The following is a 24573-nucleotide window of genomic DNA, read 5'->3' on the forward strand; positions in this document are numbered from 1 at the left end:
CTTTATGAGACTTGAAAGCCCCGAGTATCGGGGCTTTTTTGTTTTCAGGCCTCTCTAACCTGGCGCCACTATTCCCGATTGTCAGCCGAACATTCCATCGCGCCTGGATTGGTATAACACCGCACCTTACGCAGTATCGTCATCATGTCGTCGTGGTACACACCCGCAGCCAGCACGCCCGAGTCTTCAGTGGACTGCTGCATATCAATCCTCACACTACGCAGCATTTCCTGGTAACCCCGAACGGCCTCGGGTGAAATCTCGACCCAGCGCTCCTCGGGAATCGACCGTTCATACTGCCTTACAATACGCATGGCCTCCGGATAAAGCCTGGACATGATCCGCCGTGACTTCCTGACAAAAGCATCGTCGAACTCATCCGCCCGGGCGATCAACTGAACGGTCACCTGCCCTACCGGATAATCGACGATACCGCCTTTGCTGCCCATACCCCGGAACATCTCCAGAACCTCGTAGGCAGCCGCCGGCGCATAACTGATATCAGCCTCGCCGGAATTGAACAGGCTGGCAAAGCTGGAAATCTTCGCCGTAACCGGTACCGCGCCATCATACTCAACCATATGGCGAGCATCGTGGTGCCCCTCAAACACGGTAATCCGTTTACCTTTCAAAGCGCCTACCTGATCAATACTCCGATCATTCACAAACAGATAAGCGGCTCCCATCGGCGTCACACCCAACACCTCGTATCCATTCTGCTCGAGATGATGATCCACCCTGGGGCTGGCCAGAATATGGAGCAGCACTTTCAGGTCCTCGTAATAGGGAACAGCCCCGATGGCGCTGATGGAGCCTGAAAAATCGTTGAATTTACGAGCCCCCATATCGGTCACCGGCACTGCTCCAGCCTGTAAGGCCGAGCACCACCAACAAAAGCATGGATAACGCTTTCATCTCCCGGCTCTCCTTATCATTGTTGTCTTACGGAAACGCAGATTGCAGCGTCCTCGCGTCAGGTAATCTGACTGTCAGACAACAATTTGACAGAGAAGTGAAGGAATTGGATTGACGACAATGTCAGGGGTGGCCGTTCAACAGAGCCAATTGGCGAGCCTCTACAGACAAAAAAGGCCATGCTGTTTCCAACATGGCCTTTTCAGGAGTCTAAAAACCGGTCAAGCGTGCTTATACCGCCTCGGCTGGTTCGTCCTCATACTCAAATTGCAGTTCGCCATCCTTGAGGTGAATGTGTACGTCGCCACCGTGTTCTGACAGCCGACCGAACAGTATCTGCTCCGCCAAGGGGCGCTTGATCTTGTCCTGGATCAGGCGTGCCATCGGGCGCGCGCCCATGGTGACGTCGTAGCCCATCTCTGCCAGCCACTCTTTCGCGGCGTCATCGACGTGGAGCACCACATGTTTTTCATCCAGCTGTGCCTGCAGTTCGGTCAGGAACTTGTCCACCACGTGGGTGATGGTGGCCGGCTGGAGATCACCGAACTGGATAATGCCATCCAGGCGGTTGCGGAACTCCGGCGTGAAGGTCTTGGAAATAATCTCCATACCGTCCGTGCTGTGGTCCTGCTCGCTGAAGCCAATGGAACGGCGGGCCAAGCTCTCAGCACCGGCGTTGGTGGTCATCACCAGAATCACATGGCGGAAATCAGCCTTACGACCGTTGTTGTCTGTTAGCGTACCGTGATCCATCACCTGCAACAGCAGGTTAAAAACTTCCGGATGGGCCTTCTCGATCTCATCCAACAACAGTACACAATGCGGATGCTTACTCACGGATTCCGTCAGCAGACCACCCTGGTCGTACCCGACATAGCCCGGAGGCGCACCGATCAACCTGGATACAGTATGCCGTTCCATGTATTCGGACATGTCGAAGCGCACCAACTCAATACCCAGCACCTTGGCCAGTTGCTTGGTGACTTCGGTCTTGCCCACACCCGTGGGGCCGGCAAACAGGAAGGCCCCCTCCGGCTTCTCCGGCGCCTTCAGGCCGGCACGGGCCAGCTTGATGGCGGTGGACAGTGACTCGATAGCCGGATCTTGCCCGAAGACCACCATCTTGAGATCCCGCTCCAGGTTGCGCAGCAGGTCCTTGTCGCTGGTGGACACGTTCTTCGGCGGGATGCGGGCGATGTTGGCCACCACATCCTCGATTTCTGACACGTCGACCGTCTTCTTGCGTTTGGACACCGCGAGCAGGCGCTGGTGGGCCCCTGCTTCATCGATCACATCAATCGCCTTGTCCGGCAGATGACGGTCAGTGATATAGCGCTCGGACAGTTCCGCCGCCACACGCAGCGCCTGATCGGTGTATTTCAGGTCGTGATGTTTCTCGAAATGGGGTTTCAACCCCTTGAGGATCTGGTAGGTATCCTCAACGCTGGGTTCGTTTACATCAATTTTCTGGAAACGGCGAGCCAGCGCACTGTCTTTCTCGAAAATGCCACGGAATTCCTGGAAAGTAGTGGAACCAATGCAACGGATTTCCCCAGAGCTCAGCATGGGCTTGAGCAGGTTGGAGGCATCCATCACACCACCGGACGCAGAACCGGCACCAATGATGGTGTGTATTTCATCGATGAACAGGATCGCGTGCTTCTCTTTCTTCAGTTCCGCAAGCAGCCCTTTCAGCCGCTTCTCGAAATCACCCCGGTACTTGGTGCCGGCCAGCAGTGCGCCCAGGTCGAGCGAATAAACCACCGCATCGGAAATGATCTCCGGCACCTGGCTATCCACAATGCGCTTGGCAAGGCCTTCGGCAATCGCGGTTTTGCCTACGCCGGCCTCACCCACCAGGAGCGGGTTGTTCTTGCGACGGCGAACCAGTATCTGAACCACCCGTTCGACCTCGTGCTCGCGGCCGATTAACGGATCAATGCGGCCCTGGCGAGCCTGTTCGTTCAGGTTGGTTGCATAGCTTTCCAGAGGACGGGATGCTCCGCCTTCCTCTCCAGCCTCTTCGTGGGACGCTTGGTCGTGACCCTCCTGATCCTCGGCACCCTGGACGCGGGAAATGCCGTGGGAAACGAAATTCACCACGTCAATGCGGGCGATGCTCTGCTTCTTGAGCACGTATACCGCCTGGCTTTCCTGCTCGCTGAAGATAGCCACCAGCACATTGGCGCCGGTCACCTCCTTCTTGCCAGAGGATTGCACGTGAAAGACAGCACGCTGAAGCACGCGCTGGAATCCGAGCGTGGGTTGTGTTTCCCGCTCGCTGTCGTTGCTGGGGATCAGTGGTGTGGTTGAATCCACAAACTCTACGAGTTCTTCCTGAAGCCGGGCCAAATCTGCACCACATGCTTTCAGGACGCCCACTGCCGATTCGTTGTCGAGCAAGGCCAGCAAAAGATGCTCGACGGTCATGAACTCATGACGCTTGTCGCGGGCACTTTTGAAAGCCGTATTCAATGTAATTTCAAGATCTTTGCTCAGCATGGGCCACCCCAAGGTCTATCAGTCCGCACGTTCAATCTCGCAAAGGAGCGGATGTTCGCATTCCGAGGAATACTGGTTCACCTGTGCCGCCTTTGTTTCCGCGATGTCCCGGGTATATACCCCGCATACAGCCTTTCCCTGCGTATGGACGAGCAGCATCACCTGCGTCGCCTTTTCTTCGTTCATTCCGAAGAAGGTCATCAACACATCCACGACGAAATCCATGGGTGTGTAATCGTCATTCAGAAGCAGAACCCTGAAACGCGCGGGGCGCTTGAGGGCCGGCTTCTCGGGAGCAACACTGACATCGTCCTGACGCCCGGGTTGTTCGTCCTCTCCCTGATTTAATACTAGTAGAGAATTCTGGATAGTCCGCATGATTCTTTACCGGAAATCGGTGCCTCGTCCTAAAGATGGTTGTCTGCAACCCGGTTTTCAAGGTACTGGACAGAACCGGGCGTGCGCTGGTTATCAATCTGGTCATGATACAGGCTCTCCCCCCGGTTCAACCATACATTCCGGCTATAACTGCTATTGACTCTGAGCGAATATTGGTCAACAGTACGATAGCAATGTAAAATATTGTAAATTGGCGTAAGAAGCCTGTAGCGGCAACCGTAGAACCGTAAACAGTGTCTGTAACAGGCTGCAATCCGTGCAAGGCAAAACGCTCGGTAATAACATCAATAACAAAGACACTGACAGTGAAAGAACAGGGGAGTTCATCATGCCAAGAGGCAAGGTAAAGTGGTTTAACAATGCCAAGGGTTATGGCTTCATTATCGAGGAAGGCTGCAGTGACGATCTGTTTGCTCACTTCTCTTCAGTGCAAATGGAAGGTTACAAAACCTTAAAGGCCGGTCAGGCCGTTACCTTCGATAAAAAGCCCAGCGACAAGGGTATCCACGCGGTCAACATTGTCCCGGAAGAGCAGCCACAGAAGCAGACCTCACAGGAGAATGCTTCTGAGAAAACATCTGGCAGTGACGACGACGTGGAGCAAAACCAGGACAGTGGATACCAGGATCATCCTCGCGCAGCAAATGCCTGACTGCTGACGCCACTGCCCAGGCAGGCAACACCGGCCCACGATGACGATGACCGGCGAGTCCGTCCGTGTCCGGACGTTCGGTCGCTCCGCAACCAGCTGGTGCGACCGGGCCCTGCGGCCTAGCGCTCCCCTTTTCTTACTTCTGGCATAGTGCGCCTTTTCAAATTCTGTTCCCCAAATCAAGGTTCATTTGCCACCATGGCAACGCTGATTCTGTTCAATAAACCGTTCCAGGTACTGTGCCAGTTCACCGACGAAAAAGGCAGCAAGGACGGCAGCCTCCGCGCCACCCTCGCCGACTGGCTCACAATCCCAGCTATCTACCCTGCTGGGCGGCTCGACTATGACTCGGAAGGTCTCCTGCTGCTGACGGACGACGGACAGCTGCAGAATCGAATTGCCTCTCCACGGCTAAAAATGCCAAAGACTTATTGGGTTCAGGTTGAAGGCGAGATCAGCGAAACGGCTCTGAACAAACTGCGAGAAGGCGTAGCACTGAAAGACGGTAAAACTCGGCCGGCCGAGGTATCGACAATGGCACCGCCAGAAATTTGGCCCAGAAACCCACCGGTGCGGCACCGGGCAGCGATCCCCACAAGCTGGGTGAAGATCACCATTACCGAGGGTAAAAATCGGCAGGTCCGTCGCATGACCGCGGCAGTCGGCTTCCCTACCCTACGATTGGTTCGCTATGGTATTGGAGACTGGACCCTGGATGGGCTTTCGCCCGGCGAATACAGGGCGTCCTCAGTACATGTGCCGTCACCCCCGCCCGGAAAGGCGGCGCGGAAGCCGGCGAAATTTCGCAAACACCCGCCCCGGAGGCGCCACCGCCCATGACCTGGAAACCCCACGCCACAGTTGCCGTTATTGTTGAAGATGACCAGGGCCGTTTTTTACTGGTGGAGGAGCTCAGCCATGGCCAAGTGGTGTTCAACCAACCCGCGGGCCACGTGGAGGAAGGCGAAAAGATTCTTGACGCCGCACAGCGGGAAACCCTGGAGGAGACTGGCTGGGAGGTGTCACCTGAACACTTCCTGGGTGTCTACACCTATACGGCCCCCGCCAACGGCGTTACCTACTACCGGTTTTGCTTCTCGGCCCGAGCCCTGAGCCGCGTGACCGATGAGCTGGACGACGGCATTATCGCCGCCCACTGGTTAACACCCGGTGAAATCCGTGCACAGGCTGACCGGCTTCGAAGCCCTCTGGTCATGCAGTGCATAGAAGATTACCGAAACGGACGTCGCTTTCCATTGGATGTCATTGTCGAGCCGCAGACGTAACCTGGCTTAAATGCTAGAATCCGCCCTTTTGACTCCGACAGACCCAGACATGACTAAAGCACCTGAAAATACCCGAGTGATTGTCGGCATGTCCGGCGGCGTAGACTCCTCCGTGGCAGCCTGGCTCCTGAAGGACCAGGGTTACCAGGTGGAAGGCCTGTTCATGAAAAACTGGGACGAGGATGACGGCACCGAATACTGCACCGCCATGACTGACCTGGCGGACGCTCAGGCAGTAGCGGAAACCATCGGTATTACACTGCATACCGCCAGCTTTGCCGCGGAATACTGGGATCGGGTATTCGAGCACTTCCTGTCGGAATACAAAGCCGGCCGGACCCCAAATCCGGATATTCTCTGCAACAAAGAAGTGAAATTCCGGGCGTTTCTCGATTACGCCATTACCCTGGGTGCCGACTACATTGCCACCGGCCATTACACCCGCCAGCGGCCTCTGAACGACGGCAGTGGCGGAGCCGAACTGCTCAAGGGCCTTGACCCCAACAAGGACCAGAGTTATTTCCTACACGCCGTTTCCGGCGAACGTATTGCCCGCACCCTTTTCCCGGTGGGCGAATTGGAAAAGCCGGAAGTACGTCGTATTGCCGCCGAACAAGGCTTCATTACCCACGACAAAAAGGACTCCACCGGTATCTGCTTTATCGGGGAACGCAAGTTCCGGGACTTCCTTAAACAGTACATTCCCGCACAGCCAGGCAACATCGAGACCCCCGATGGCAAGGTGATCGGCCGCCATCAGGGCCTGATGTACCACACCATTGGCCAGCGCCAGGGTCTGGGCATTGGCGGCCTGAGTGAGTTTGGCGACGACCCCTGGTACGTCGTAGAGAAAGACCTGTCCCGCAATGCACTGATTGCCGTTCAGGGCAAGCACCACCCCCTGCTGTTCTCCCGGGGACTGATCAGCGGCCCGGTGGACTGGATTGCCGGTGAACCACCAGCGACGGAATTCCGCTGCAAGGCCAAGACCCGCTACCGCCAACCGGACCAGGACTGCACCCTGACGGCCCTGGACAACGGATTCAGGGTAATCTTTGACGACGCCCAGCGAGCCGTCACTCCAGGCCAGTCGGTTGTGTTCTATCATGACGAGGTCTGCCTGGGTGGGGGCGTTATTGAACAAACCTGGCGGGACGGTGAGCAGGCTCCCACAGGAACTGAAAACCAGGCGGAAGGAGCCGGCGTATGAGCCGATCGATACACGACCAGACCCTGGCTCTGGCGGGCGTCTTCCAGGCATCTGCTCTGGTTCAGCAAGTAGCCCACTCAGGCCAGTGTGCGGAGTCCAGCTTCGAAACCTGCTTGCGTTCGCTGTTCGCCACGCAGCCTGATACTACCCTTGATGTGTTCGGCGGTGAACTGAAGGATCTGCGTGAAGGCCTTTCCACTCTCGCCAGCGTACTGAGCCAACAGAGCAAGCAGCAGGACATAGAAGTACTGCGTTACGCGCTGAACCTGATCAACTTGTCTTCCAAGCTTCGTCGAAACAGCGATATGCTGGATGTGATAGGCAGCCGGATCGATCAGGCCCGGCACACCGCAAGCCACTTTGGCTACAGCCACAGCAACCTGATTGCCAACGTGGCGTCGATTTACACAGATACCGTCAGCACCTTCAGCCAACGCATCCAGGTCAGTGGTGAGCCCACGATTCTTCAACGTGAGGAGAACGCTGCCAAGGTACGTGCCCTGTTACTCGCCGGCATTCGCTCCGCGATCCTTTGGCACCAGACCGGCGGCCGCCGCTGGCAGCTCATATTTACCCGCCGCAAGGTCATCATGACCGCCCGGGAACTGGCTGAGAAGGCTAACCGCTCGGTTTACGACTGAATCCCGACCGCCGCTGGTGTATCATATGCGCCCCCAGTTTTCTTTTGACCGTATCTTTGATGACTTGAGAGGTTTTCGATGGAACTCAACGCCCTGACCGCCATTTCCCCGGTCGACGGACGCTATGGCAGCAAAGTCAGCGTTTTTCGTGACATTTTCAGCGAATATGGCCTAATCAGGAACCGCGTGACCGTTGAACTCCGTTGGTTGCAGAAACTGGCGACCCATCCCGGCATCACCGAAGTGCCGGCCTTCTCTGCCGAAGCCAACCAGTTCCTGGATCAAATGATTTCAGAGTTCAAACTGGCAGACGCGGAACGGATCAAGGGCATTGAACGCACCACCAATCATGACGTAAAGGCGGTGGAATACTTCATCAAGGAAAAAATTGCTGATGTTCCCGAATTGCACGCCGTTACCGAATTCGTGCATTTTGCCTGCACCTCCGAGGACATCAACAATCTCTCCCACGCGCTGATGCTACGAGAAGGACTGGACCACGGTCTGTTACCAGCGATGAACCGCATCGTCGACCGATTGGCAGAACTGGCCCATGAGCACGCGGAACAACCCATGCTGTCCCGCACCCATGGCCAGACGGCATCGCCCTCCACCGTCGGCAAGGAACTGGCCAACGTGGTTCACCGCTTGCGCAGGCAGGTAAAACAGATTCGCGCGGTGGAGTTGATGGGCAAGATCAACGGGGCCGTGGGCAACTACAACGCCCACCTGTCTGCTTACCCATCGATTGACTGGGCCCAGAACGCCAAAGACTTCATTGAAAGCCTGGGCCTGGACTGGAACCCGTATACCACCCAGATTGAACCCCACGATTACATCGCGGAGCTCTACGACGCCATTGCGCGCTTCAACACCATCCTGATCGATCTGGACCGGGATATCTGGGGCTACATCTCCCTGGGCTACTTCAAGCAGAAAACCGTGGAGGGCGAAGTGGGCTCCTCCACCATGCCTCACAAGGTCAATCCGATTGATTTCGAGAATTCAGAAGGCAACCTGGGCATCGCCAACGCCCTGTTCAGTCATCTATCTGCCAAGCTGCCGATTTCCCGCTGGCAGCGGGACCTGACCGACTCAACGGTTTTGCGCAACCTCGGTGTGGGTTTCGCCCATAGCCTGATTGCCTACGAGGCCACCCTGAAAGGTCTGGGCAAACTGGAAATCAACCCGACAAGCCTGGACAAGGACCTGGACCACGCCTGGGAAGTACTGGCAGAGCCGATCCAAACCGTTATGCGCCGGTACAACATCGAGAAGCCCTACGAAAAATTGAAGGCGCTGACCCGTGGCAAGGCCATGACACCGGATGTGATCAAGGCCTTTGTGGAATCACTGGAGATTCCAGATGCCGCCAAGGCGGAACTGATGGCACTCACTCCCGGCTCTTACATTGGCAACGCCACGCAACAGGCACGGGATATCTGAACCATGCAACTGCCCGGCGGAATGCCCGCCCAGGAATTCCTGCGGGACTACTGGCAAAAAAAACCAATGGTCATCCGCCAGGCCTTTGCAGGCTTTGAGTGCCCTGTCTCAGCCGACGAACTGGCAGGACTGGCCTGCGAGGACGCTGTTGAATCGCGGATTGTGATCGAGGACGACAACGGCAAACCCTGGCAGTTGCACAACGGCCCTTTCGAGCCTGAGCGTTTCAGCAAACTGCCAGACAGCCACTGGACACTGCTGGTTCAGGGTCTTGACCACTGGGTTCCTGACTTTGCGGACCTGCTGGACGAATTCCGCTTCGTACCCAACTGGCGGCTGGATGACATTATGGCCAGCTACGCGCCAAAAGGTGGCAGCGTAGGCCCCCACTACGATCAGTACGATGTCTTCCTTCTGCAAGCCGAGGGGCACCGTCGTTGGACCTTTGGCGGCCATTGTGACCACACCTCGCCGCGCGTGGACGGTACGCCGCTACGAATCCTGAGCAGTTGGGACGGCGAGGAAACGGTAACCCTGGCACCGGGAGACATGCTGTACCTGCCACCGGGCGTTGGTCATCACGGGGTCGCCGAGGACGACTGCATTACCCTGTCTATCGGGTTCCGCGCACCTACGGTCGACGATGTACTGACAGGCTTCACCGACTTCCTGTGCAGCCGCTCCGATGCCTCTGACCATCTGGATGATCCGGACCTGAAGGTCCAGGACAACCCCGGCGCCATCAAGCCCGACGTTATCCATCGGCTTGACCGCCTCATCCGCGACCAACTCAGTGATCAACGCCAGTTGGCACTCTGGTTCGGCCAGTACTCAACGGCACCCAAGAGCCTGGAAATCGTTGTGCCCGCGGAAGAACCGGTTACACCAGAGTTGCTGGGCGAGTTGATTGCGGCCGGCAACCCATTGCGCTGGAACGAGGGCTCACGTTTCGCCTACCATGACTTCGAGGACGAGACCGCCCTGTTTGTAGATGGCGAACAGTTCCTGCTAAGGGGCGATGCACGGCCTCTGGCACCCCTTCTTTGTGCCAGCGCTCGCCCGGACATGGGCGCACTGGCCAGCTTTGCCGGTGACGATGCCATACAGGGTCTTCTGAGCACACTCGTCAACCAAGGCTCTCTGTACTTTGACTGACATCTGACTGAAACCTGGATGAAGGCAGCATGAACGTACGGGTTCGAAAATACAGCTGGCAACTGGCGCCAGCCGATGTCCGGAACATCCGCCAGTCCGTATTCGTGGACGAGCAAAAAGTCCCACCGGAACTGGAGTGGGACGACACCGACGAAATTGCCGACCACTACCTGATGGTATTGCCCGACAACACCCCCGTTGGCGTCGCCCGCCTGTTCTCCACATTGGAGGAAACGGCACACATCGGCCGCATGGCTATTCTTCCGGCGCACCGGGGCAAGGGTCTGGGCGAAGTCCTGCTACGCCATCTTGTCTCCGAAGCCGCAGAGCGGTTCACCGAGCTGCAGCTTTCCGCCCAGGAACACGCCATCCCTTTCTACCAACGCTCGGGCTTTCACGTGTGCTCCGACCTCTACGACGACGCCGGAATCCCCCATGTCGACATGCGTTGCCTGACCCCGAAACTGGTGAACGACGCCTACTCAACCCGTGAGAATCCCATGTTGTTGGGTGAAGATCGGGACGCCTGGCTGTTTGACCGCGAGAGCACCATGGTAGAACTGATCGACTCCCTGGCTGGCCAGGCACGTCAGCGGCTCTGGCTGTATGACCGGGTGCTGGACCATGATCTCTATGACCGCCTGCGCTTCCGGGAGCTGCTATCCGGCCTGGCCCGTCAACATCGGCTCAGTGATGTGCGGCTTCTGATTCACGATGACAAGCCGCTGGTCCAGCGCCGTCACCAGATTGTTGAATTGATGCGCCGCCTACCCAGCCGGATTGAACTGAGGCTGGTGAACGAGGATTATCCGGTGGACGACCAGCCCTTTCTGCTCGCGGACCGCGAAGGCGTGGTTTACCGGCATGACTTCTACAAGCCGGAAGGCGTTGCAACGTTTGCCAACAGCGGCCGGGTCAAGCTGCTGGCTGAGTCGTTCCAGCGCATGTGGGATGCAGGAAGGAGCTCTCTGGAACTGCGAGAACTACCGCTCTGAGTGGCGGATACCGGGCACCCCGGTGGATTCAAACTGTGCTCCGAACGGTGCAAATTCCGCGTCTACCTCTTCCGCCACTTCGGCAATCAGTTTACGTAACCACTGGTGATCCGTGTTGTGCTGCAATAGCGGGCTCCAGGCCATTTTGAGTTCGAACGGCGGTATCTCAAACGGTGGCACCTTAACCACCAGGTTGGCGTTGTCTTTTTGCAGCCAGGCTGCCCGGCACGGCAGCGTGGCGATCAGATCGTGCTGCTCCGCCAGCAGCATCGCCACCTGATAATGCCGCGTAAACACGGAGATCTGGCGTTTTCGGCCCATCAATGACAAAGCCTCGTCCACCCACCCCAGACGCTGGACGTCCTTCGGATTCACCCCAACCCCGACACCAAAACCGGTCTTGCTGACCCAGATATGACTGGCGTCCAGGTAGGTATCGAGGGTAAATGGCTCCTTCAAGATAGGGTTACGTGCATTCATCAGACAGGCAAAGTACTCCGTCCACAGGGTTTTCTGGTGGAACGACTGGGGAATCTTGTCAAAACGGTTGATCGCCATATCAAGGCGCCCCTGCTCCACGTCGAGGAAACTCACGTCACTGGGTGTAAGAACATCCAGAGTAGCGTGGGGTGCTTCCTGGCGAATCCGACGGAGTACCCGTGGCATCAGACAGGATTCCGCGTAATCACTGGCCATGATCCGGAACACTCGCTGACTTTCCATAGCCGCGAACGCGGTTTTCTCGTGAACCGCCTGCTCAATATCGGAAAGAATGCTCCGCACCAGCGGTTGCAGCTCAGTGGCACGCTCGGTCGCAGTCATTCCTTCGCTGGTACGAACCAGCAGCGGATCTCCAAACAGGTCTCTCAATCGGCGTAGACCATTGCTCATCGCGGGTTGGGTAATCCCAAGATGATTAGCAGCTTTGGTGACGTTCCGCTCTCGCAACAGTACATCAAGATAAACAAGCAGATTGAGATCTACCCGGGAAATGTCCATGAAACGGCCTCTATCGACGGTAACTCAAAAAAACGATGTTTATTCACCAGAATAATGACTGACAGAGTATCAATTCATCGAATTGATATGAAGCTGCAATCTTTCACATTTCAGAACGGAATCATCCCGGGTTTTCTGCTAATCTTCCGGATACTTGCTGGATTTCTCCGGATTTTTTTGTGTAACCGGAGCTGCCAGTGGCCTGTCCATTTAGCCGGAGTGTTTGCAAAAAGATGGATACCACAATGATTGTGCTGCTATTGGCGGCTGTCGTTACTGTTTCGATCATTATTATTGTGGCCAGTCAGATGCGAGAACGCGCACGTATCGAGCGTATTCGTAAAACAACGGCCCTGGAAGACAACTACAACAGAGCCAGCCGCCTGCTCTCCGAGATCCCGGGCCAGTATTTCACTGCAGATCTCAAACTGTTATTGATCAAGCGAATGGAGGAGTCTTGCAAAGACCTCCAGAGCCTTAAATCTGAGCAGCCCGTTGAAGAACGACTGAGTGCTGTACAACAGCTGAAAAAGTCCGTTATGGACGGCGAAGACAAGCGCACTCCGATCAAGATCGATTCCCCAGAAAAGTCCACCTATGTCCAGGAACTGCTGCAGAATCTGTTCAAGATGATCGAAAGCATGCACAAGGCTGGCAAGATTGATAGTGCCACAGCCAAGAAAAACCTGAAGTTCGTGTTGTTCCTGGTACACAAGACCCATGCCGACCTACATGTGTTTCAGGCACGCGATTATGTGAAGCAGAACCAGATTCGAAAGGCCATTCACGCCTATCATCTGGCCAGTACCGAAATGGGCAAATCCAGGGACAACCCGATGGCCATGAAAGCCGTTAAAAGTTTCCGTACCCGCATTAAGGAACTGGAGGCCATAAAGGGAGACGAAGAACACAGTGCCGCCACCGAGGGCCAGTCGAGCCTGGACAAGGAATGGGATACATTCCTCCATGACGATGAGTGGCGCAAGAAAGCCGACTACGACGACTAAGCGTCGGCTGGCGCCCGCATAAACCACCGAAACGTTATAACAGGGACCGTGAAACGCCGTGACAACTGCATTCCAAAAGCGGCTATCCTATCGCCTGACCCGTGACACCGTTTTAATCGCAATGGTATTGGGCCTTGTGCTCAACGTTGTTCAGGTCACTCTCGATTATTTCAGCGCCAGGGACTCCATGGAGCAGGAGATCCGTGCGCTCATCGAAATCAGCCACAGCCCTGCTTCCCAGATCGCCTATAACATCGACATCCGGCTTGCAGAAGAGCTTCTTGACGGCTTACTTCGCCATCCTGCAACCATCGATGCCCGCATTATCGACAACAATGGCCAAACCATGGCTGCCGCGAGCCAGAGCAGCCCGGATTCTCGCTATCGTTGGATCAGCGACTTGCTATTCGGCGACAGCCGCGTATTCAGTCAGGAACTGGTGGTGCCGCAGCTGAGCGACCTCTCCCTCGGGAGTCTCACGGTTACCATCGACACCTACCACTACGGCCTGCTGTTCCTCCAACGCGCGGGCTATACCGTCATCAGCGGCTTACTGAAAAGCCTGGTGCTGACCGCTGCGCTGTTGTTCATTTTCTTCTTTGTATTGACCCGGCCCATGTTGAACGTCATTGGTGCTCTTAGCCGGGTCAAGGCTGAGACTCCTGAAAAGGTCCGGCTTCCTGTGCCGGAAAATCATCGTGAAGATGAAATCGGGCTGATGGTGGGCGTCATCAACCAGCACCTGGAAACCATTGATTCCAGCCTCGCACAGCTCAGGATGGCCGAAAGTGCCATGAAGAACTACTCCAACCAGCTGGAGCAGGAGGTTGAAGACCGCACCCGGGAAATATCCGAGAAAAATGAAGCCCTGCAGCGGGGCAACCGCGCCCTGGTCCGCGCCAAGGAAGACGCCGTACGCCGCGCCAGAGCCCGTGCCAATTTCCTGGCCAGCATGAGTCATGAGATACGCACACCGCTCAACGGTGTTCTGGGGATGTTGGGCCTGGCACTGGAAGGCGACATGGAACAGGCACAACGAAACCGGCTGGAGATTGCGCTTAACGCGGGCCAGAGCCTGCTCGGTCTGTTGAACGACATTCTGGATATCTCCAAGGTCGAAGCTGGGAAGCTGAGTCTGGAAAACATCCCCTTTTCGCTCCGCAACCTGGCGGAAGAATGTGCAACGCTGCATGCCCAACAAGCCAGGCGCAAGAATATTGATGTTGTGGCGGATATTGACTGTGAACTGCCAGAAACCTTCCTGGGTGATCCCACCCGCACACGGCAGATTCTTAATAACCTGCTCAGTAATGCTATTAAATTCACTGAATTGGGCTGTGTTCGAATCCGCGCGACTCGCTACAACGGCAACGTACGCATTGACGTTATCGACACCGGTATCGGCATGTCCAAGGAAGGACTGCACAGAATATTCTCACCCTTCTCACAGGCTGACAGTGACACCACCCGGCTCTATGGCGGCACGGGCCTGGGCCTGACACTGTGTCGTCAACTGGTGGAACGGATGCATGGCCAGATCCTGGTAGATTCCGAGGAACATGAAGGCACGCACTTCACCGTGAACCTGCCCTTGCCGGTTCACGATGAGCAGGAGAGCCAACCGTCGATGCCAGCCATTCCAGGCCTACTCCAGAAGGTGGGTGTGGATATTGGCATGCCAGAGGACTATCCACACCGCCCCCCCATCGAGCATCAACTGAGAGCCTGGAGCATTCCACTACGCGAGGCGGCAGCTGGTGGAGAGGGAATACTGATGATCGTCGCGAATGAAAGCGACAACACCGCAGCACAATTGGCATCGTCCTGGTCCGGCACCGGCATTATCCTGGTGGACAGGGACGGCTCCGCCCAGCCCAACGAAGATCGTCAGATACTGTCGATGCCACTCAGGCGTGAGCAGTTGTACCGCACGCTGTGCAAGGCCGCTGGGCTGGACACAGGGGACAGGACAAAAGCCATCGAAATGCCGGCCGGCGCGTCACGCACATTGAATCTTCTGCTGGTCGAAGACAACCAGGTTAACCAGGTGGTCGCCAGCAGTATGCTGAAAAAGCTGGGCCACACCGTCACCCTGGCCGAAAATGGCAGGCTGGCACTGGAAGCCTTGCAGCAAAGCGAGGGAAGGTTCGATATTGTTTTGATGGATTGCCAGATGCCGGTGATGGACGGCTATGAGGCCACCCGCAAGATTCGTGAGAACCCCGAATGGCAGGATTTGCCGGTGATCGCAGTCACCGCCAACGTCATGCAGGGGGACAGGGACGACTGTCTCGAGTCCGGCATGAACGACTACATCACGAAACCGTACAATCGCGCCGACCTGAAATCCATTATCGACCGCTGGGCGCCTCTCCAGCCTCCAGAAGACTGAGGACCGATCGCAGCTCCTCCCTCAATTCCACAATGCGCTCCTGATCAATGCCCGTACCGCACAGCAGGCGGCCGGGAATATCCCGAGCCTGCTGGCGCATGGCAATGCCCTCCTCCGTGGGAGCGACCGTAACCACTCGTTCATCAGTGGTATCCCGCAAACGGGTCACCAGATCACGCTCGGCCAGACGTTTGAGCAGAGGCGTCAGGGTTCCGGAATCCAGGCGCAGTCGTTTACCCAGGTCAGACACCCTGACAGTCTGCCCATTCTCCCCCGCTTCCCAGAGCACCAACATGACCAGGTACTGTGGATAGGTCAGATTCAGCTCCGCCAGCAGCGGACGGTAGCGAGCGGTTATTGCCCGGTTGGCGGCATAGAGGGCAAAACAGAGTTGGTTGTCCAGCGCCAGCACGTCATCGTCGTTAGTCATGGATTACAGTAACGCTTCAATGTCAGCGCGAATGGCAGACGGCTTGGTGGTTGGCGGGTAACGACGCACAACTTCACCATCACGATTCACCAGGAACTTGGTGAAGTTCCATTTAACCGCTTCCGAGCCCAACAGTCCCTTGGCACTGTGCTTCAGGTACTCAAACAGCGGGTGGGCACTAGGGCCGTTGACGTCAATTTTGGCAAACATGGGAAAGTCCACTCCGTAGTTAAGACTACAGAATTCGCTGATGGCCTTGTCGTCCGCCGGGTCCTGATTCCGGAACTGGTTACAGGGGAAACCGAGCACTTCGAGGCCGCTTTCTTTCAGGTCGACGTACAGGGACTGCAGGCCCTCGAACTGTGGTGTAAATCCGCATTTGCTGGCCGTATTTACGATCAGCAGAACTTTGCCACGGAACTCATCCAGGGAATGCTCTTCACCACGAATATCGGCCGCGTTAAAGTCGTAGATGCTTTGCGTGCTCATTACATTCCTCCTTTGCATTTTTCGCTATTATATTGTGCACAACCCTATTTACAACCGATTCCGCCACGGTTGTCTCGCCCTGTTCATGGAATCTGTGAGCTTTGGGCGTTAAATCTCTGCATCTGTGCCACAATTCATCACAATTGGCCTGTTGCCGCCGGCCGTTGCTCCGCTAGAATACAGGCTTATCTTTGAAACATGGCACTTGTCACCTTACTGATCTGAGGAAATACCGGGCTTATGCAGAACTATCTCAAATCCGCCAAACTGGATAACGTGTGTTACGAGATACGTGGCGTGGTTCTGCGTGAAGCCCGTCGGCTGGAAGAAGAGGGCCACCGGGTTCTTAAACTCAATATCGGCAACCCGGCAGCTTTCGAACTGGATGTTCCCGAGGAAATCCAGCAGGACGTTATCCACAACATGCCCCTGGCCCAGGGGTATGTTGAATCAAAGGGGTTGTTCTCCGCCCGTAAAGCGGTGATGCACTATTGCCAGCAACGGGGCATCGACAAGGTGGATATCGACGATATCTACCTCGGTAACGGCGTCAGCGAAATGATCGTGATGTCGATGCAGGCCATGCTCAATACCGGCGACGAGGTGCTAATCCCGGCCCCTGACTACCCGCTCTGGACCGCCGCCGTAACCCTGTCCAGTGGCAAGCCGGTTCACTACCGATGCGACGAGCAACAGGACTGGTTCCCGGATATCGACGATATCCGCAAGAAGATCACCCGCCGCACCCGGGCGATCGTGCTTATCAATCCCAACAACCCCACCGGCGCCGTGTACTCCCGCGAATTACTGGAACAGGTGGTGGAACTGGCGCGGCAACACAACCTGATCGTGCTGTCAGACGAAATCTACGACAAAATCCTGTACGACGGCACTGAACACGTCCCCACCGCGTCACTGGCGGATGACGTGCTGTTCTTTACCTATAACGGCCTGTCCAAGAACTATCGTGCCGCTGGTTACCGTTCCGGCTGGATGATTATAAGCGGCGCCAAACACCGCGCTCGGGACCTGATCGAGGGTATCGAAATGCTCTCCAACATGCGCTTGTGTGCCAACGTACCGGCACAGCTGGCCATCCAGACCGCGCTGGGCGGCTACCAGTCGATTGAGGATCTGGTGGCACCAGGGGGGCGCCTGTTCGAACAGCGTGAAACCGCCTGGAACCTGCTCAATGATATCCCCGGCGTCAGCTGCGTGAAGCCCAAGGGCGCACTTTACCTGTTCCCAAAGCTGGACCCGAAGCGCTTCCCCATCGTCAATGACGAAAAGCTGGTACTGGACCTGCTGCTGCAGGAACGCATCCTTCTGGTTCAGGGCTCCGCCTTTAACATTGACGACAAACAGCACCTGCGCGTGGTCTTCCTGCCCCGCGAGGACGCCCTTGAGGATGCCATGAAGCGTTTGGCACACTTCCTGTCGTCCTATCGGCTGTAAAGGGGGTTTAATGGCGGACATTCATATCGAAGAGTTTTACAAGGACGCCGCAATCGCCCTGGTTCAGCTCTACAATGCCTTCCCTCGTCGAGTAAACCTGTTTGTGGAAGACATTGCCGGCCCCGACGAACCGGACGAGTTCGGGCTTCACAGTAAACGCCATATGGCCTGCTTCGGCACCCTGCTCTGGCTGGCCGAGGAAGACCTGCTCCGTTACGTGGACACCATCCGCCAGGAAGCCCTGGACCAGGCCGTACTGACTCAGCGGGCATTCGTACGCCTGAGCTCACCTGCCAGCCCTGACCTGCATGAGAAAAACGATTCCGACAGCGGACAGGACCTGCCACCGACCATTCGCGAGGACTTCTCCACTCATATCCACATGCTCCGAAACGCCCTTCGAAGTGGCAGTTCGGCTAAGATCAGCCGCATTATGCAGGCGACGTTCTTTCGCGACCGGTTCGATTATTAAATTGGCGTAAACCTGTTGAACATGGCAACGCTGGCCACATATAAATACCCAGACACAAACCGCGGTCTGCGGCCGATGATTCAACAAGGGATTCAAGATGCGTATTCTGCTGTTTCTTGCCACCAACCTGGCCGTCATTCTTGTCGCCAGCTTCACCCTGAAACTGCTGGGTGTTGACAGCTACCTTGCCCAGAACGGGATCCAGTATGGCTCTCTGCTTGCCTTTTCGGCGGTCTTCGGGTTTGCCGGTGCCATTGTATCGCTGCTGATTTCCAAACCAATCGCCAAATGGAGCACCAAGGCAAAGGTGATCGAGTCGCCCCGTACGCCGGCTGAGCGCTGGCTGGTGGAGACCGTTCGCGAGCTTTCGAAAAATGCGGGTATCGGTATGCCGGAAGTCGCGATTTTCCCGGCGTCACAATCCAATGCCTTTGCCACCGGCTGGAACAAGAACAACTCCCTGGTAGCCGTTAGCGAGGGGCTACTGCACCGCTTTAACAAGGATGAGATCCGTGCGGTCCTGGGCCACGAAATAGGCCACGTGGCCAACGGCGACATGGTGACCCTGGCGCTGATTCAGGGTGTGGTGAACACGTTCGTGATTTTTGCCTCCCGTGTGATCGGCTCGTTTGTTGACCGCGTGGTGTTCAAGAACGAGAGCGGGCACGGTATCGGCTTCTTCGTGGTCAGTATTGCGGCAGAAATCGTGCTGGGCATTCTTGCCAGCACCATCGTGTTCTGGTTCTCGCGTCGCCGGGAATACCGCGCCGATATTGCTGGCGCGCAACTGGCGGGCCGTGGAGCCATGATCAACGCCCTCGCGCGGCTAAAACAGGAAAGCGAAGTGCCTGATCAAATGCCCGATAGTCTGCAGGCGTTTGGCATTAACCGGGGTGCGAGGGCCGGAATCAGCGCCCTGTTCATGACACACCCACCGCTGGACAGCCGGATCGAGGCCCTGAAGAGCGCTCAGCTTTAACTGGGGAGAACAGACGGGGTCGCGGAGGGGTTAGAGCTTCAGCTTAAAACCAAGGGCCCGGAAAGTATCCTGCATGGATTTACTGGTGCCCTTGAGCTGGATCTTCAGACTGGAAAACTCCCGGCGAACCGGATAATCCCGACGCAACCGGTCAAAGGCGTGCGCACGATCTTCCGTCGGCAACGCCATTTCCAGTCGCATGCGAGCATCGTCCTGACGCGGATCGTAACAGGATCGTATGGCAATGTTAGCTGAAGCCATTTCTTCTGCCGCACTGGTAAAGGAAAGTTTGCTCAACGCCGGCTCTGGCAGGAACTGACCAGCCTTCTTGCGGGCGGGCAGCCCCATATAGCGACTCAGCGCCTGGTAGACTATCTCACTACCCTGCACTTTGCCTTCCAGGCTATAGCCTGCGATATGGGGAGTGGCAAGCCATACTTTTTCTACGAGCTCGGCGTTAACCCGGGGCTCATGCTCAAAGACATCCAGTACCACTGAGGGCGCGTTTGGCGCTTCCAGACGCGCCAGCAGGGCGGAGGTTTCAATCACCTCACCGCGGCTGGTATTGATCAGCAACTGGTCTTCAGTCAGTGAGGACAGGCGTTTCTGCCCGAACATATGAAGCGTTGCATGCTCTCCCTCGCGGGTCAGTGGCGTGTGCAGTGTTACCACGTCGCACGCCATGGCCTCGTCAAGACCGACAAATTCCTCACCTTCGTCGCCTTCCCGTTCGGCTCTCGGCGGGTCACAAAGGCGTACATTGAAACCGAGCCTGTCCAGCTTGTGCGCAAGCTCTCCACCCACATTGCCAGCACCCACGATACCAACACTGAGCTTTGACCAATCCGCCACGCCACGCTTTTCCGCGTGCAGTGAGATCACTGACAGCACGTACTCAACCACACTGTTGGCGTTGCAACCGGGAGCCGCCGAAAACGTAATCCCGCTGGACTCAAGCCATTTCTGGTCGACATGATCGGTGCCGATGGTACAGGTTCCAACGAAGCGGACCCGGCTTCCTTCAAGCAATGCCTGGTTGACCCGGGTGACCGACCGAACCAGCAGGATATCCGCATTCTGAACATCCGCAGCAGACATTGTGCGCCCGGACACGGGTCGTATCTCGCCGATATCGCCAAAAAACGATTCCAGTAAGGGTATGTTCTCGTCCGCTACTATCCGCATGATCCCGCTTCCCAACCCGTTAGTTCCTGCGTTGACGCTGGTTGCCACCACGTCCACCCTGGCTGCGGTTGCCCTGGGGCCGCCGGCCACCACGTTTGCGAGTGATAGGCGGTTTGGCAAGTTCGCTCATCAACGTCTCATCCGGCACCGCCGTGGTCAGTTTCTGGCTGATGTAGGACTCGATAGCCGGCAGTGAAAAGGCATCGTCTTCACTGGCGAAGCTGACAGAGACACCGTGCTTACCTGCCCGACCGGTACGCCCGATACGGTGAACGTAGTCTTCGGCGTTGTCCGGAAGATTATAGTTGAATACGTGGGTAACACCGTCGACGTGGATGCCACGACCGGCGACATCCGTGGCAACCAGCACCTGAATACTGCCGTTCTTGAACTGCTCCAATGTCTTGAGCCGCTTGTTCTGAGCGATTTCCCCGGACATCAGCGCGACCTTTACGCCCTGATTGCGAAGATCCTCATCCAGGTCACGGCACTGATCACGACGATTCGCAAAGACGATGGCCTTCTCCACCTCGGGGCGCTGAAGATAGTTGACCAGCACTGGCAGCTTTTCATCCTCGCCCACCAGGTAGACGGTCTGTTTCACTCGCTCGGCGGTTTTCTGTTCCGGTTCGATCTCGACGAACTCCGCGCTTTTGGTCCACATTGAGGCGAGGTTGAGAACGTCCTGATTAAAGGTGGCGCTGAACAGCAATGTCTGGCGCTCTTCCTTTGGCGTGCACTTGCGGATAATGCGCTTCACATCGGGGATAAAACCCATGTCCAGCATCCGGTCTGCTTCATCCAGGATCAGGATATCGAGTTGGTCGAGAAAAACGTCCTGAGAGCCCAGGAAGTCGATCAGCCGGCCAGGGGTCGCCACCAGTATGTCGACGATCTCGTTCTGGAGCTGATCGCGCTGCTTGTCGTAGTTCATACCGCCCACTACGGTGACCACATTGTGGCCCGTATATCCGCAGAGCTGCTCCGCGTCCTTGGCGATCTGCATAGCCAGTTCACGGGTTGGCGCCAGGGCCAGAACCCGTGGTTCCGAGGCGAACCGGTCCTCCTTCGGAATGGGCGTTTCCAGCATGCTCTGGATGGCGGTAATCAGGAATGCGGCGGTTTTGCCAGTACCAGTCTGAGCCTGGCCAATCAGGTCCTGGCAAGCGAGGGTGAATGGAAGAGTCTCTGCCTGGATAGGCGTGCAATGCTCAAAACCGATATCGGTGATGGCATCGAGCACTCGTTGGTCAAGGTTGAGATCCTTGAAAAAGGTTTTGCCGGCTTCGGGTGCGTCAGATGTCATGTTGCTTCAATCTACCTCAGTGTCTGTGGCGGAATCATCGGGCATCAAGCGCCTGGTCTCTTTCTTCCAGGCTTCGTTAAAGTCAGCCCCGGTTCCATAAAATGTCTTGAGCGTTTCGAAAAACAGGCCCGCGCGGGCCGGCAGGCCGTGCTCAAGGTAATAATCTGCCTGCGCCCGCACATTCCTGCGAAAGGCGCTCTCATCCCATGCCCCGCAACCGGAGAGATTGTCGACGCTGATGTGGAAACGTGTGCCCGATGCGGCAGAGAACAGCCATTCCAGGGCCTGCGGCTTGACTTCAGCCTTTTCAAAGGCTTGCTGCTGCGCCTCATCGCGGCCATCGGGACAGTACCAGTAGCCGAAGTCCCGAAGTGTGCGCCGGTGCTCACCGGCGATACACCAATGACTGATTTCGTGCAGAGCACTGGCATAATAACCGTGAGCAAAGATAATCTGTGCGTAACTGCCAGACGCCGTTGCAGGCAGGTATTCAGGCTCATCGCTGCCCTTGACCAGAACGGTCCGGTAGTTCTCCCGGAACAGGTCGCTAAACAGCATGATAAGATCATCAGGATCGTGTTTCATGGGACGGCTATTGTGCGACTTTAGACCGTTCAATACCAGAGGGAACTTTTGCCTGACAAATGAGTCCATTGCAACCTTGGGATGTAAGGTTTCTACAGACACTGAGACCGCGCAGATATTTCCGGAACCAGCTACGGTAATCCATTGACTATGACCGGCAACAACACAGCCTCACGCAGTAGTGCTCCCCCTCGGGCGCTGAGCCGCTTTTTCTTGTTTCTGGCCCTGTTCGCCGTATCGCTGTTCGCGTCCGCGGCAGGCAATTCGCTATTCGGCGGCGGCAACGATTTCCTGCCGGTGGACGAAGCCCTGCCGTTCAATTACACCGTCGATACCGGCGCTATTGTACTGTCCTGGGACGTCACCCCTGAACACTACCTCTATAAAGGCCGCATCCAGGTAAGCAGCAAAACAGACGGCGCCACCCTGGGTGAACCTGTTTTCTCCTACACCGGTACCGATACGGAGGATGAGTTCTTCGGCAAGGTCACGGTCTTCTACGATCCGGTTCAGGCACGTGTCCCGATCAATCTCCCGGAAGGCGTCCGCGAGGCAGAGCTCCAGGTAACCTACCAGGGCTGTGCCAAGGCAGGCTTGTGCTACCCACCGCAAACCCGTGACGTGTTGTACTACGCCAGCGCCGGAAGCGACGATGCCTCTGTTCCTGCCGGCATCTCCGGCTCTTTGGGGTCATCAGGCGGTGCGCAGTCGCCTTCCACAAATCCCTCCCCGGATACATCCACGGCTACCGGGCTCGCCGGTTTTTTGGCCAACCAGTCTGTCCTGGTCATCGCAGCCCTGTTTCTGCTGCTGGGGCTGGGGCTGACCTTTACACCCTGCGTCCTACCCATGGTGCCGATCATTTCCTCACTGGTGTCCAGTCGCAACACCAGTACCACCGCCCATGCGCTGTTGCTGTCTGGCAGCTATGTCCTGGGGATGGCACTGACCTATGCCGCAGCAGGTGTGATTACCGGGTTACTGGGTGCCAGCTTCAACCTTCAGGCGCACCTGCAGTCGCCGTGGGTGCTGAGCGTTTTCGCGGCACTGTTCGTAGTATTTGCCCTCTCCATGTTCAACCTGTTTGAGATCCAGCTCCCCCGGTTTATCCGGGAACCACTCAACGACGCCAGTCATCGCCTGACCGGAAGCCGGGTAGTCAGCATCTTCGGCATCGGTGCGCTGTCAGCACTGATCGTTTCACCCTGCGTGTCAGCACCTCTGGCGGGCAGTCTGCTGTACATCAGTAGCACCCAGGATGCCGTTATCGGAGGCGTAGCCCTGTTCGCCCTTGGGCTCGGCATGGGCGTTCCTCTGATACTCGTAGCGGTGGGTGGCCGTAAGCTGTTGCCCTCCACCGGCCCCTGGATGAACGTGGTCAAGGCCTTTTACGGCGTCATGCTGCTGGCTGTTGCGATCTGGTTGGTGGAACGGCTGGTGCCAGCCTGGCTGGCGCTGACACTCTGGGGGTTATTGATTGCCGTCACCGGCGTGCAACTCGGGGCTTTCGATGCAGCAAAGGCTGGCTGGGAGCGCACACGTAAAGGCCTTGGCCTGGTGATGTTTGCCTACGGTATTGCACTCTTGGCCGGTGCGGTGTCCGGCGCCAATGACCCAATGAAACCATTAGCACCATTCACGGCATCGAGCCCGGCAATCAATAGCGGCGCCTCATCCCAGATGGCCCACGCCCAATTCCTCAGACTTGAATCGCCAGCTGATATCCGTAATGAACTGGCCCAGGCGAAGCGAGAGGGCAAACCAGTGATGCTGGACTTCTATGCCGACTGGTGTATCTCCTGCAAGGTCATGGAGCGAAACGTCTTCAATAATGGCTCTGTAATCCAGGCGCTTTCACCCTACACACTGCTGCAGCTGGACATGACGGACAACACACCCGCCCAGCAGGCGCTGCTGGAGGAGCTGGGCCTGTTCGGCCCGCCAGCCATCCTGTTCTACGACGACAATGGCGCTGAGCTGGAAACCGCCCGGGTATTGGGGGAAATGGACCGCGAACAATTTCTCGGCCACCTGAACGCTCTGGACATGTCCGGCGGCTCCTGACTACCTTCG

At 56.7% G+C, this 24573-nt stretch carries 23 protein-coding genes; 14 read left to right on the plus strand and 9 right to left on the minus strand.

Annotated features, from left to right (window positions below):
* Window positions 1–68: 68 nt before the first annotated feature.
* The 3 genes from AC0B60_RS09410 to clpS form a co-directional block, all read right to left on the minus strand.
* Entirely contained in the window at window positions 69–860 is a 792-nt protein-coding gene (locus AC0B60_RS09410) for a putative solute-binding protein (RefSeq protein WP_465085544.1), read from the minus strand.
* A 286-nt stretch (window positions 861–1146) separates the two neighbouring features.
* Complete coding sequence (gene clpA, locus AC0B60_RS09415) at window positions 1147–3417, minus strand: ATP-dependent Clp protease ATP-binding subunit ClpA (RefSeq protein ID WP_465085546.1); 2271 nt, start codon at window positions 3415–3417, stop codon at window positions 1147–1149.
* Between the two features lie 18 nt (window positions 3418–3435).
* Window positions 3436–3795 (minus strand): ATP-dependent Clp protease adapter ClpS, encoded by a 360-nt coding sequence (gene clpS, locus AC0B60_RS09420; protein ID WP_137434762.1) that lies wholly within the window; start codon window positions 3793–3795, stop codon window positions 3436–3438.
* Window positions 3796–4144: 349 nt separating this feature from the next.
* On the opposite strand from clpS, the gene AC0B60_RS09425 reads away from it, so the two are divergent.
* The 8 genes from AC0B60_RS09425 (at window position 4145) to AC0B60_RS09460 (ending at window position 11201) form a co-directional block, all read left to right on the plus strand.
* Complete coding sequence (locus tag AC0B60_RS09425; RefSeq protein ID WP_465085548.1) at window positions 4145–4468, plus strand: cold shock domain-containing protein; 324 nt, start codon at window positions 4145–4147, stop codon at window positions 4466–4468.
* Window positions 4469–4666: 198 nt separating this feature from the next.
* On the plus strand, window positions 4667–5308 hold the full coding sequence (locus AC0B60_RS09430; protein ID WP_465085550.1) for a pseudouridine synthase: 642 nt from the start codon (window positions 4667–4669) through the stop codon (window positions 5306–5308).
* Window positions 5305–5754 carry an NUDIX hydrolase gene (locus AC0B60_RS09435; RefSeq protein WP_465085552.1) on the plus strand — a complete coding sequence of 150 codons (450 nt, stop codon included), beginning with the start codon at window positions 5305–5307 and terminating at the stop codon, window positions 5752–5754. The genes AC0B60_RS09430 and AC0B60_RS09435 overlap by 4 nt, the downstream gene beginning before the upstream one ends.
* Window positions 5755–5803: 49 nt before the next feature.
* The gene (mnmA, locus tag AC0B60_RS09440; RefSeq protein WP_465085554.1) at window positions 5804–6964 is read left to right on the plus strand and encodes a tRNA 2-thiouridine(34) synthase MnmA; all 1161 of its coding nucleotides are present in this window, start codon (window positions 5804–5806) and stop codon (window positions 6962–6964) included.
* Window positions 6961–7605 (plus strand): high frequency lysogenization protein HflD, encoded by a 645-nt coding sequence (hflD, locus tag AC0B60_RS09445; RefSeq protein ID WP_465085556.1) that lies wholly within the window; start codon window positions 6961–6963, stop codon window positions 7603–7605. The genes mnmA and hflD overlap by 4 nt, the downstream gene beginning before the upstream one ends.
* A 78-nt stretch (window positions 7606–7683) precedes the next feature.
* Window positions 7684–9051 carry an adenylosuccinate lyase gene (gene purB, locus AC0B60_RS09450; RefSeq protein ID WP_465085558.1) on the plus strand — a complete coding sequence of 456 codons (1368 nt, stop codon included), beginning with the start codon at window positions 7684–7686 and terminating at the stop codon, window positions 9049–9051.
* Between the two features lie 3 nt (window positions 9052–9054).
* On the plus strand, window positions 9055–10206 hold the full coding sequence (locus tag AC0B60_RS09455; RefSeq protein WP_465085560.1) for a JmjC domain-containing protein: 1152 nt from the start codon (window positions 9055–9057) through the stop codon (window positions 10204–10206).
* A gap of 29 nt (window positions 10207–10235) precedes the next feature.
* Entirely contained in the window at window positions 10236–11201 is a 966-nt protein-coding gene (locus tag AC0B60_RS09460; RefSeq protein WP_465085561.1) for a GNAT family N-acetyltransferase, read from the plus strand.
* On the opposite strand, the gene AC0B60_RS09465 is transcribed toward AC0B60_RS09460, so the two are convergent.
* Window positions 11190–12200 carry a LysR family transcriptional regulator gene (locus AC0B60_RS09465; RefSeq protein ID WP_465085563.1) on the minus strand — a complete coding sequence of 337 codons (1011 nt, stop codon included), beginning with the start codon at window positions 12198–12200 and terminating at the stop codon, window positions 11190–11192. The two genes, AC0B60_RS09460 and AC0B60_RS09465, sit on opposite strands and share 12 nt — an antisense overlap.
* Before the next feature lie 233 nt (window positions 12201–12433).
* On the opposite strand from AC0B60_RS09465, the gene AC0B60_RS09470 reads away from it, so the two are divergent.
* Together AC0B60_RS09470 and AC0B60_RS09475 are read left to right on the plus strand one after the other, a co-directional pair.
* Window positions 12434–13207 carry a hypothetical protein gene (locus AC0B60_RS09470; RefSeq protein WP_465085565.1) on the plus strand — a complete coding sequence of 258 codons (774 nt, stop codon included), beginning with the start codon at window positions 12434–12436 and terminating at the stop codon, window positions 13205–13207.
* A 121-nt stretch (window positions 13208–13328) separates the two neighbouring features.
* A complete protein-coding gene (locus tag AC0B60_RS09475; protein WP_465085609.1) occupies window positions 13329–15599 on the plus strand; it encodes a hybrid sensor histidine kinase/response regulator in 2271 nt (756 codons plus the stop codon).
* Here AC0B60_RS09475 and AC0B60_RS09480 read toward each other — a convergent pair.
* Both AC0B60_RS09480 and AC0B60_RS09485 read right to left on the minus strand, forming a co-directional pair.
* Complete coding sequence (locus tag AC0B60_RS09480; protein WP_465085567.1) at window positions 15559–16029, minus strand: MarR family winged helix-turn-helix transcriptional regulator; 471 nt, start codon at window positions 16027–16029, stop codon at window positions 15559–15561. The two genes, AC0B60_RS09475 and AC0B60_RS09480, sit on opposite strands and share 41 nt — an antisense overlap.
* Window positions 16030–16032: 3 nt before the next feature.
* Window positions 16033–16518, minus strand: coding sequence for a glutathione peroxidase (locus AC0B60_RS09485; protein ID WP_465085569.1), 486 nt, complete (start codon window positions 16516–16518; stop codon window positions 16033–16035).
* A 240-nt stretch (window positions 16519–16758) separates the two neighbouring features.
* On the opposite strand from AC0B60_RS09485, the gene AC0B60_RS09490 reads away from it, so the two are divergent.
* From AC0B60_RS09490 to htpX, 3 genes are all read left to right on the plus strand, one after another.
* A complete protein-coding gene (locus AC0B60_RS09490) occupies window positions 16759–17973 on the plus strand; it encodes a pyridoxal phosphate-dependent aminotransferase (protein WP_465085570.1) in 1215 nt (404 codons plus the stop codon).
* Window positions 17974–17983: 10 nt separating this feature from the next.
* The gene (locus tag AC0B60_RS09495; protein WP_465085571.1) at window positions 17984–18445 is read left to right on the plus strand and encodes a hypothetical protein; all 462 of its coding nucleotides are present in this window, start codon (window positions 17984–17986) and stop codon (window positions 18443–18445) included.
* A gap of 97 nt (window positions 18446–18542) precedes the next feature.
* Window positions 18543–19424 carry a protease HtpX gene (gene htpX, locus AC0B60_RS09500; protein WP_465085572.1) on the plus strand — a complete coding sequence of 294 codons (882 nt, stop codon included), beginning with the start codon at window positions 18543–18545 and terminating at the stop codon, window positions 19422–19424.
* A gap of 30 nt (window positions 19425–19454) precedes the next feature.
* Here htpX and pdxB read toward each other — a convergent pair whose 3' ends face one another.
* From pdxB to AC0B60_RS09515, 3 genes are read right to left on the minus strand one after another with little or no spacing between them, the layout of a single operon-like run.
* Window positions 19455–20609 carry a 4-phosphoerythronate dehydrogenase PdxB gene (pdxB, locus tag AC0B60_RS09505; RefSeq protein WP_465085573.1) on the minus strand — a complete coding sequence of 385 codons (1155 nt, stop codon included), beginning with the start codon at window positions 20607–20609 and terminating at the stop codon, window positions 19455–19457.
* 19 nt (window positions 20610–20628) lie between these two features.
* Window positions 20629–21915, minus strand: coding sequence for a DEAD/DEAH box helicase (locus tag AC0B60_RS09510; protein WP_465085574.1), 1287 nt, complete (start codon window positions 21913–21915; stop codon window positions 20629–20631).
* 6 nt (window positions 21916–21921) lie between these two features.
* Entirely contained in the window at window positions 21922–22473 is a 552-nt protein-coding gene (locus tag AC0B60_RS09515) for an elongation factor P hydroxylase (protein WP_465085575.1), read from the minus strand.
* Between the two features lie 177 nt (window positions 22474–22650).
* Between AC0B60_RS09515 and dsbD the strand changes: the two genes are divergently transcribed.
* Complete coding sequence (gene dsbD / locus AC0B60_RS09520) at window positions 22651–24564, plus strand: protein-disulfide reductase DsbD (RefSeq protein ID WP_465085576.1); 1914 nt, start codon at window positions 22651–22653, stop codon at window positions 24562–24564.
* Window positions 24565–24573: the final 9 nt, after the last annotated feature.

The sequence above is a fragment of the Marinobacter sp. V34 genome, assembly GCF_055524115.1.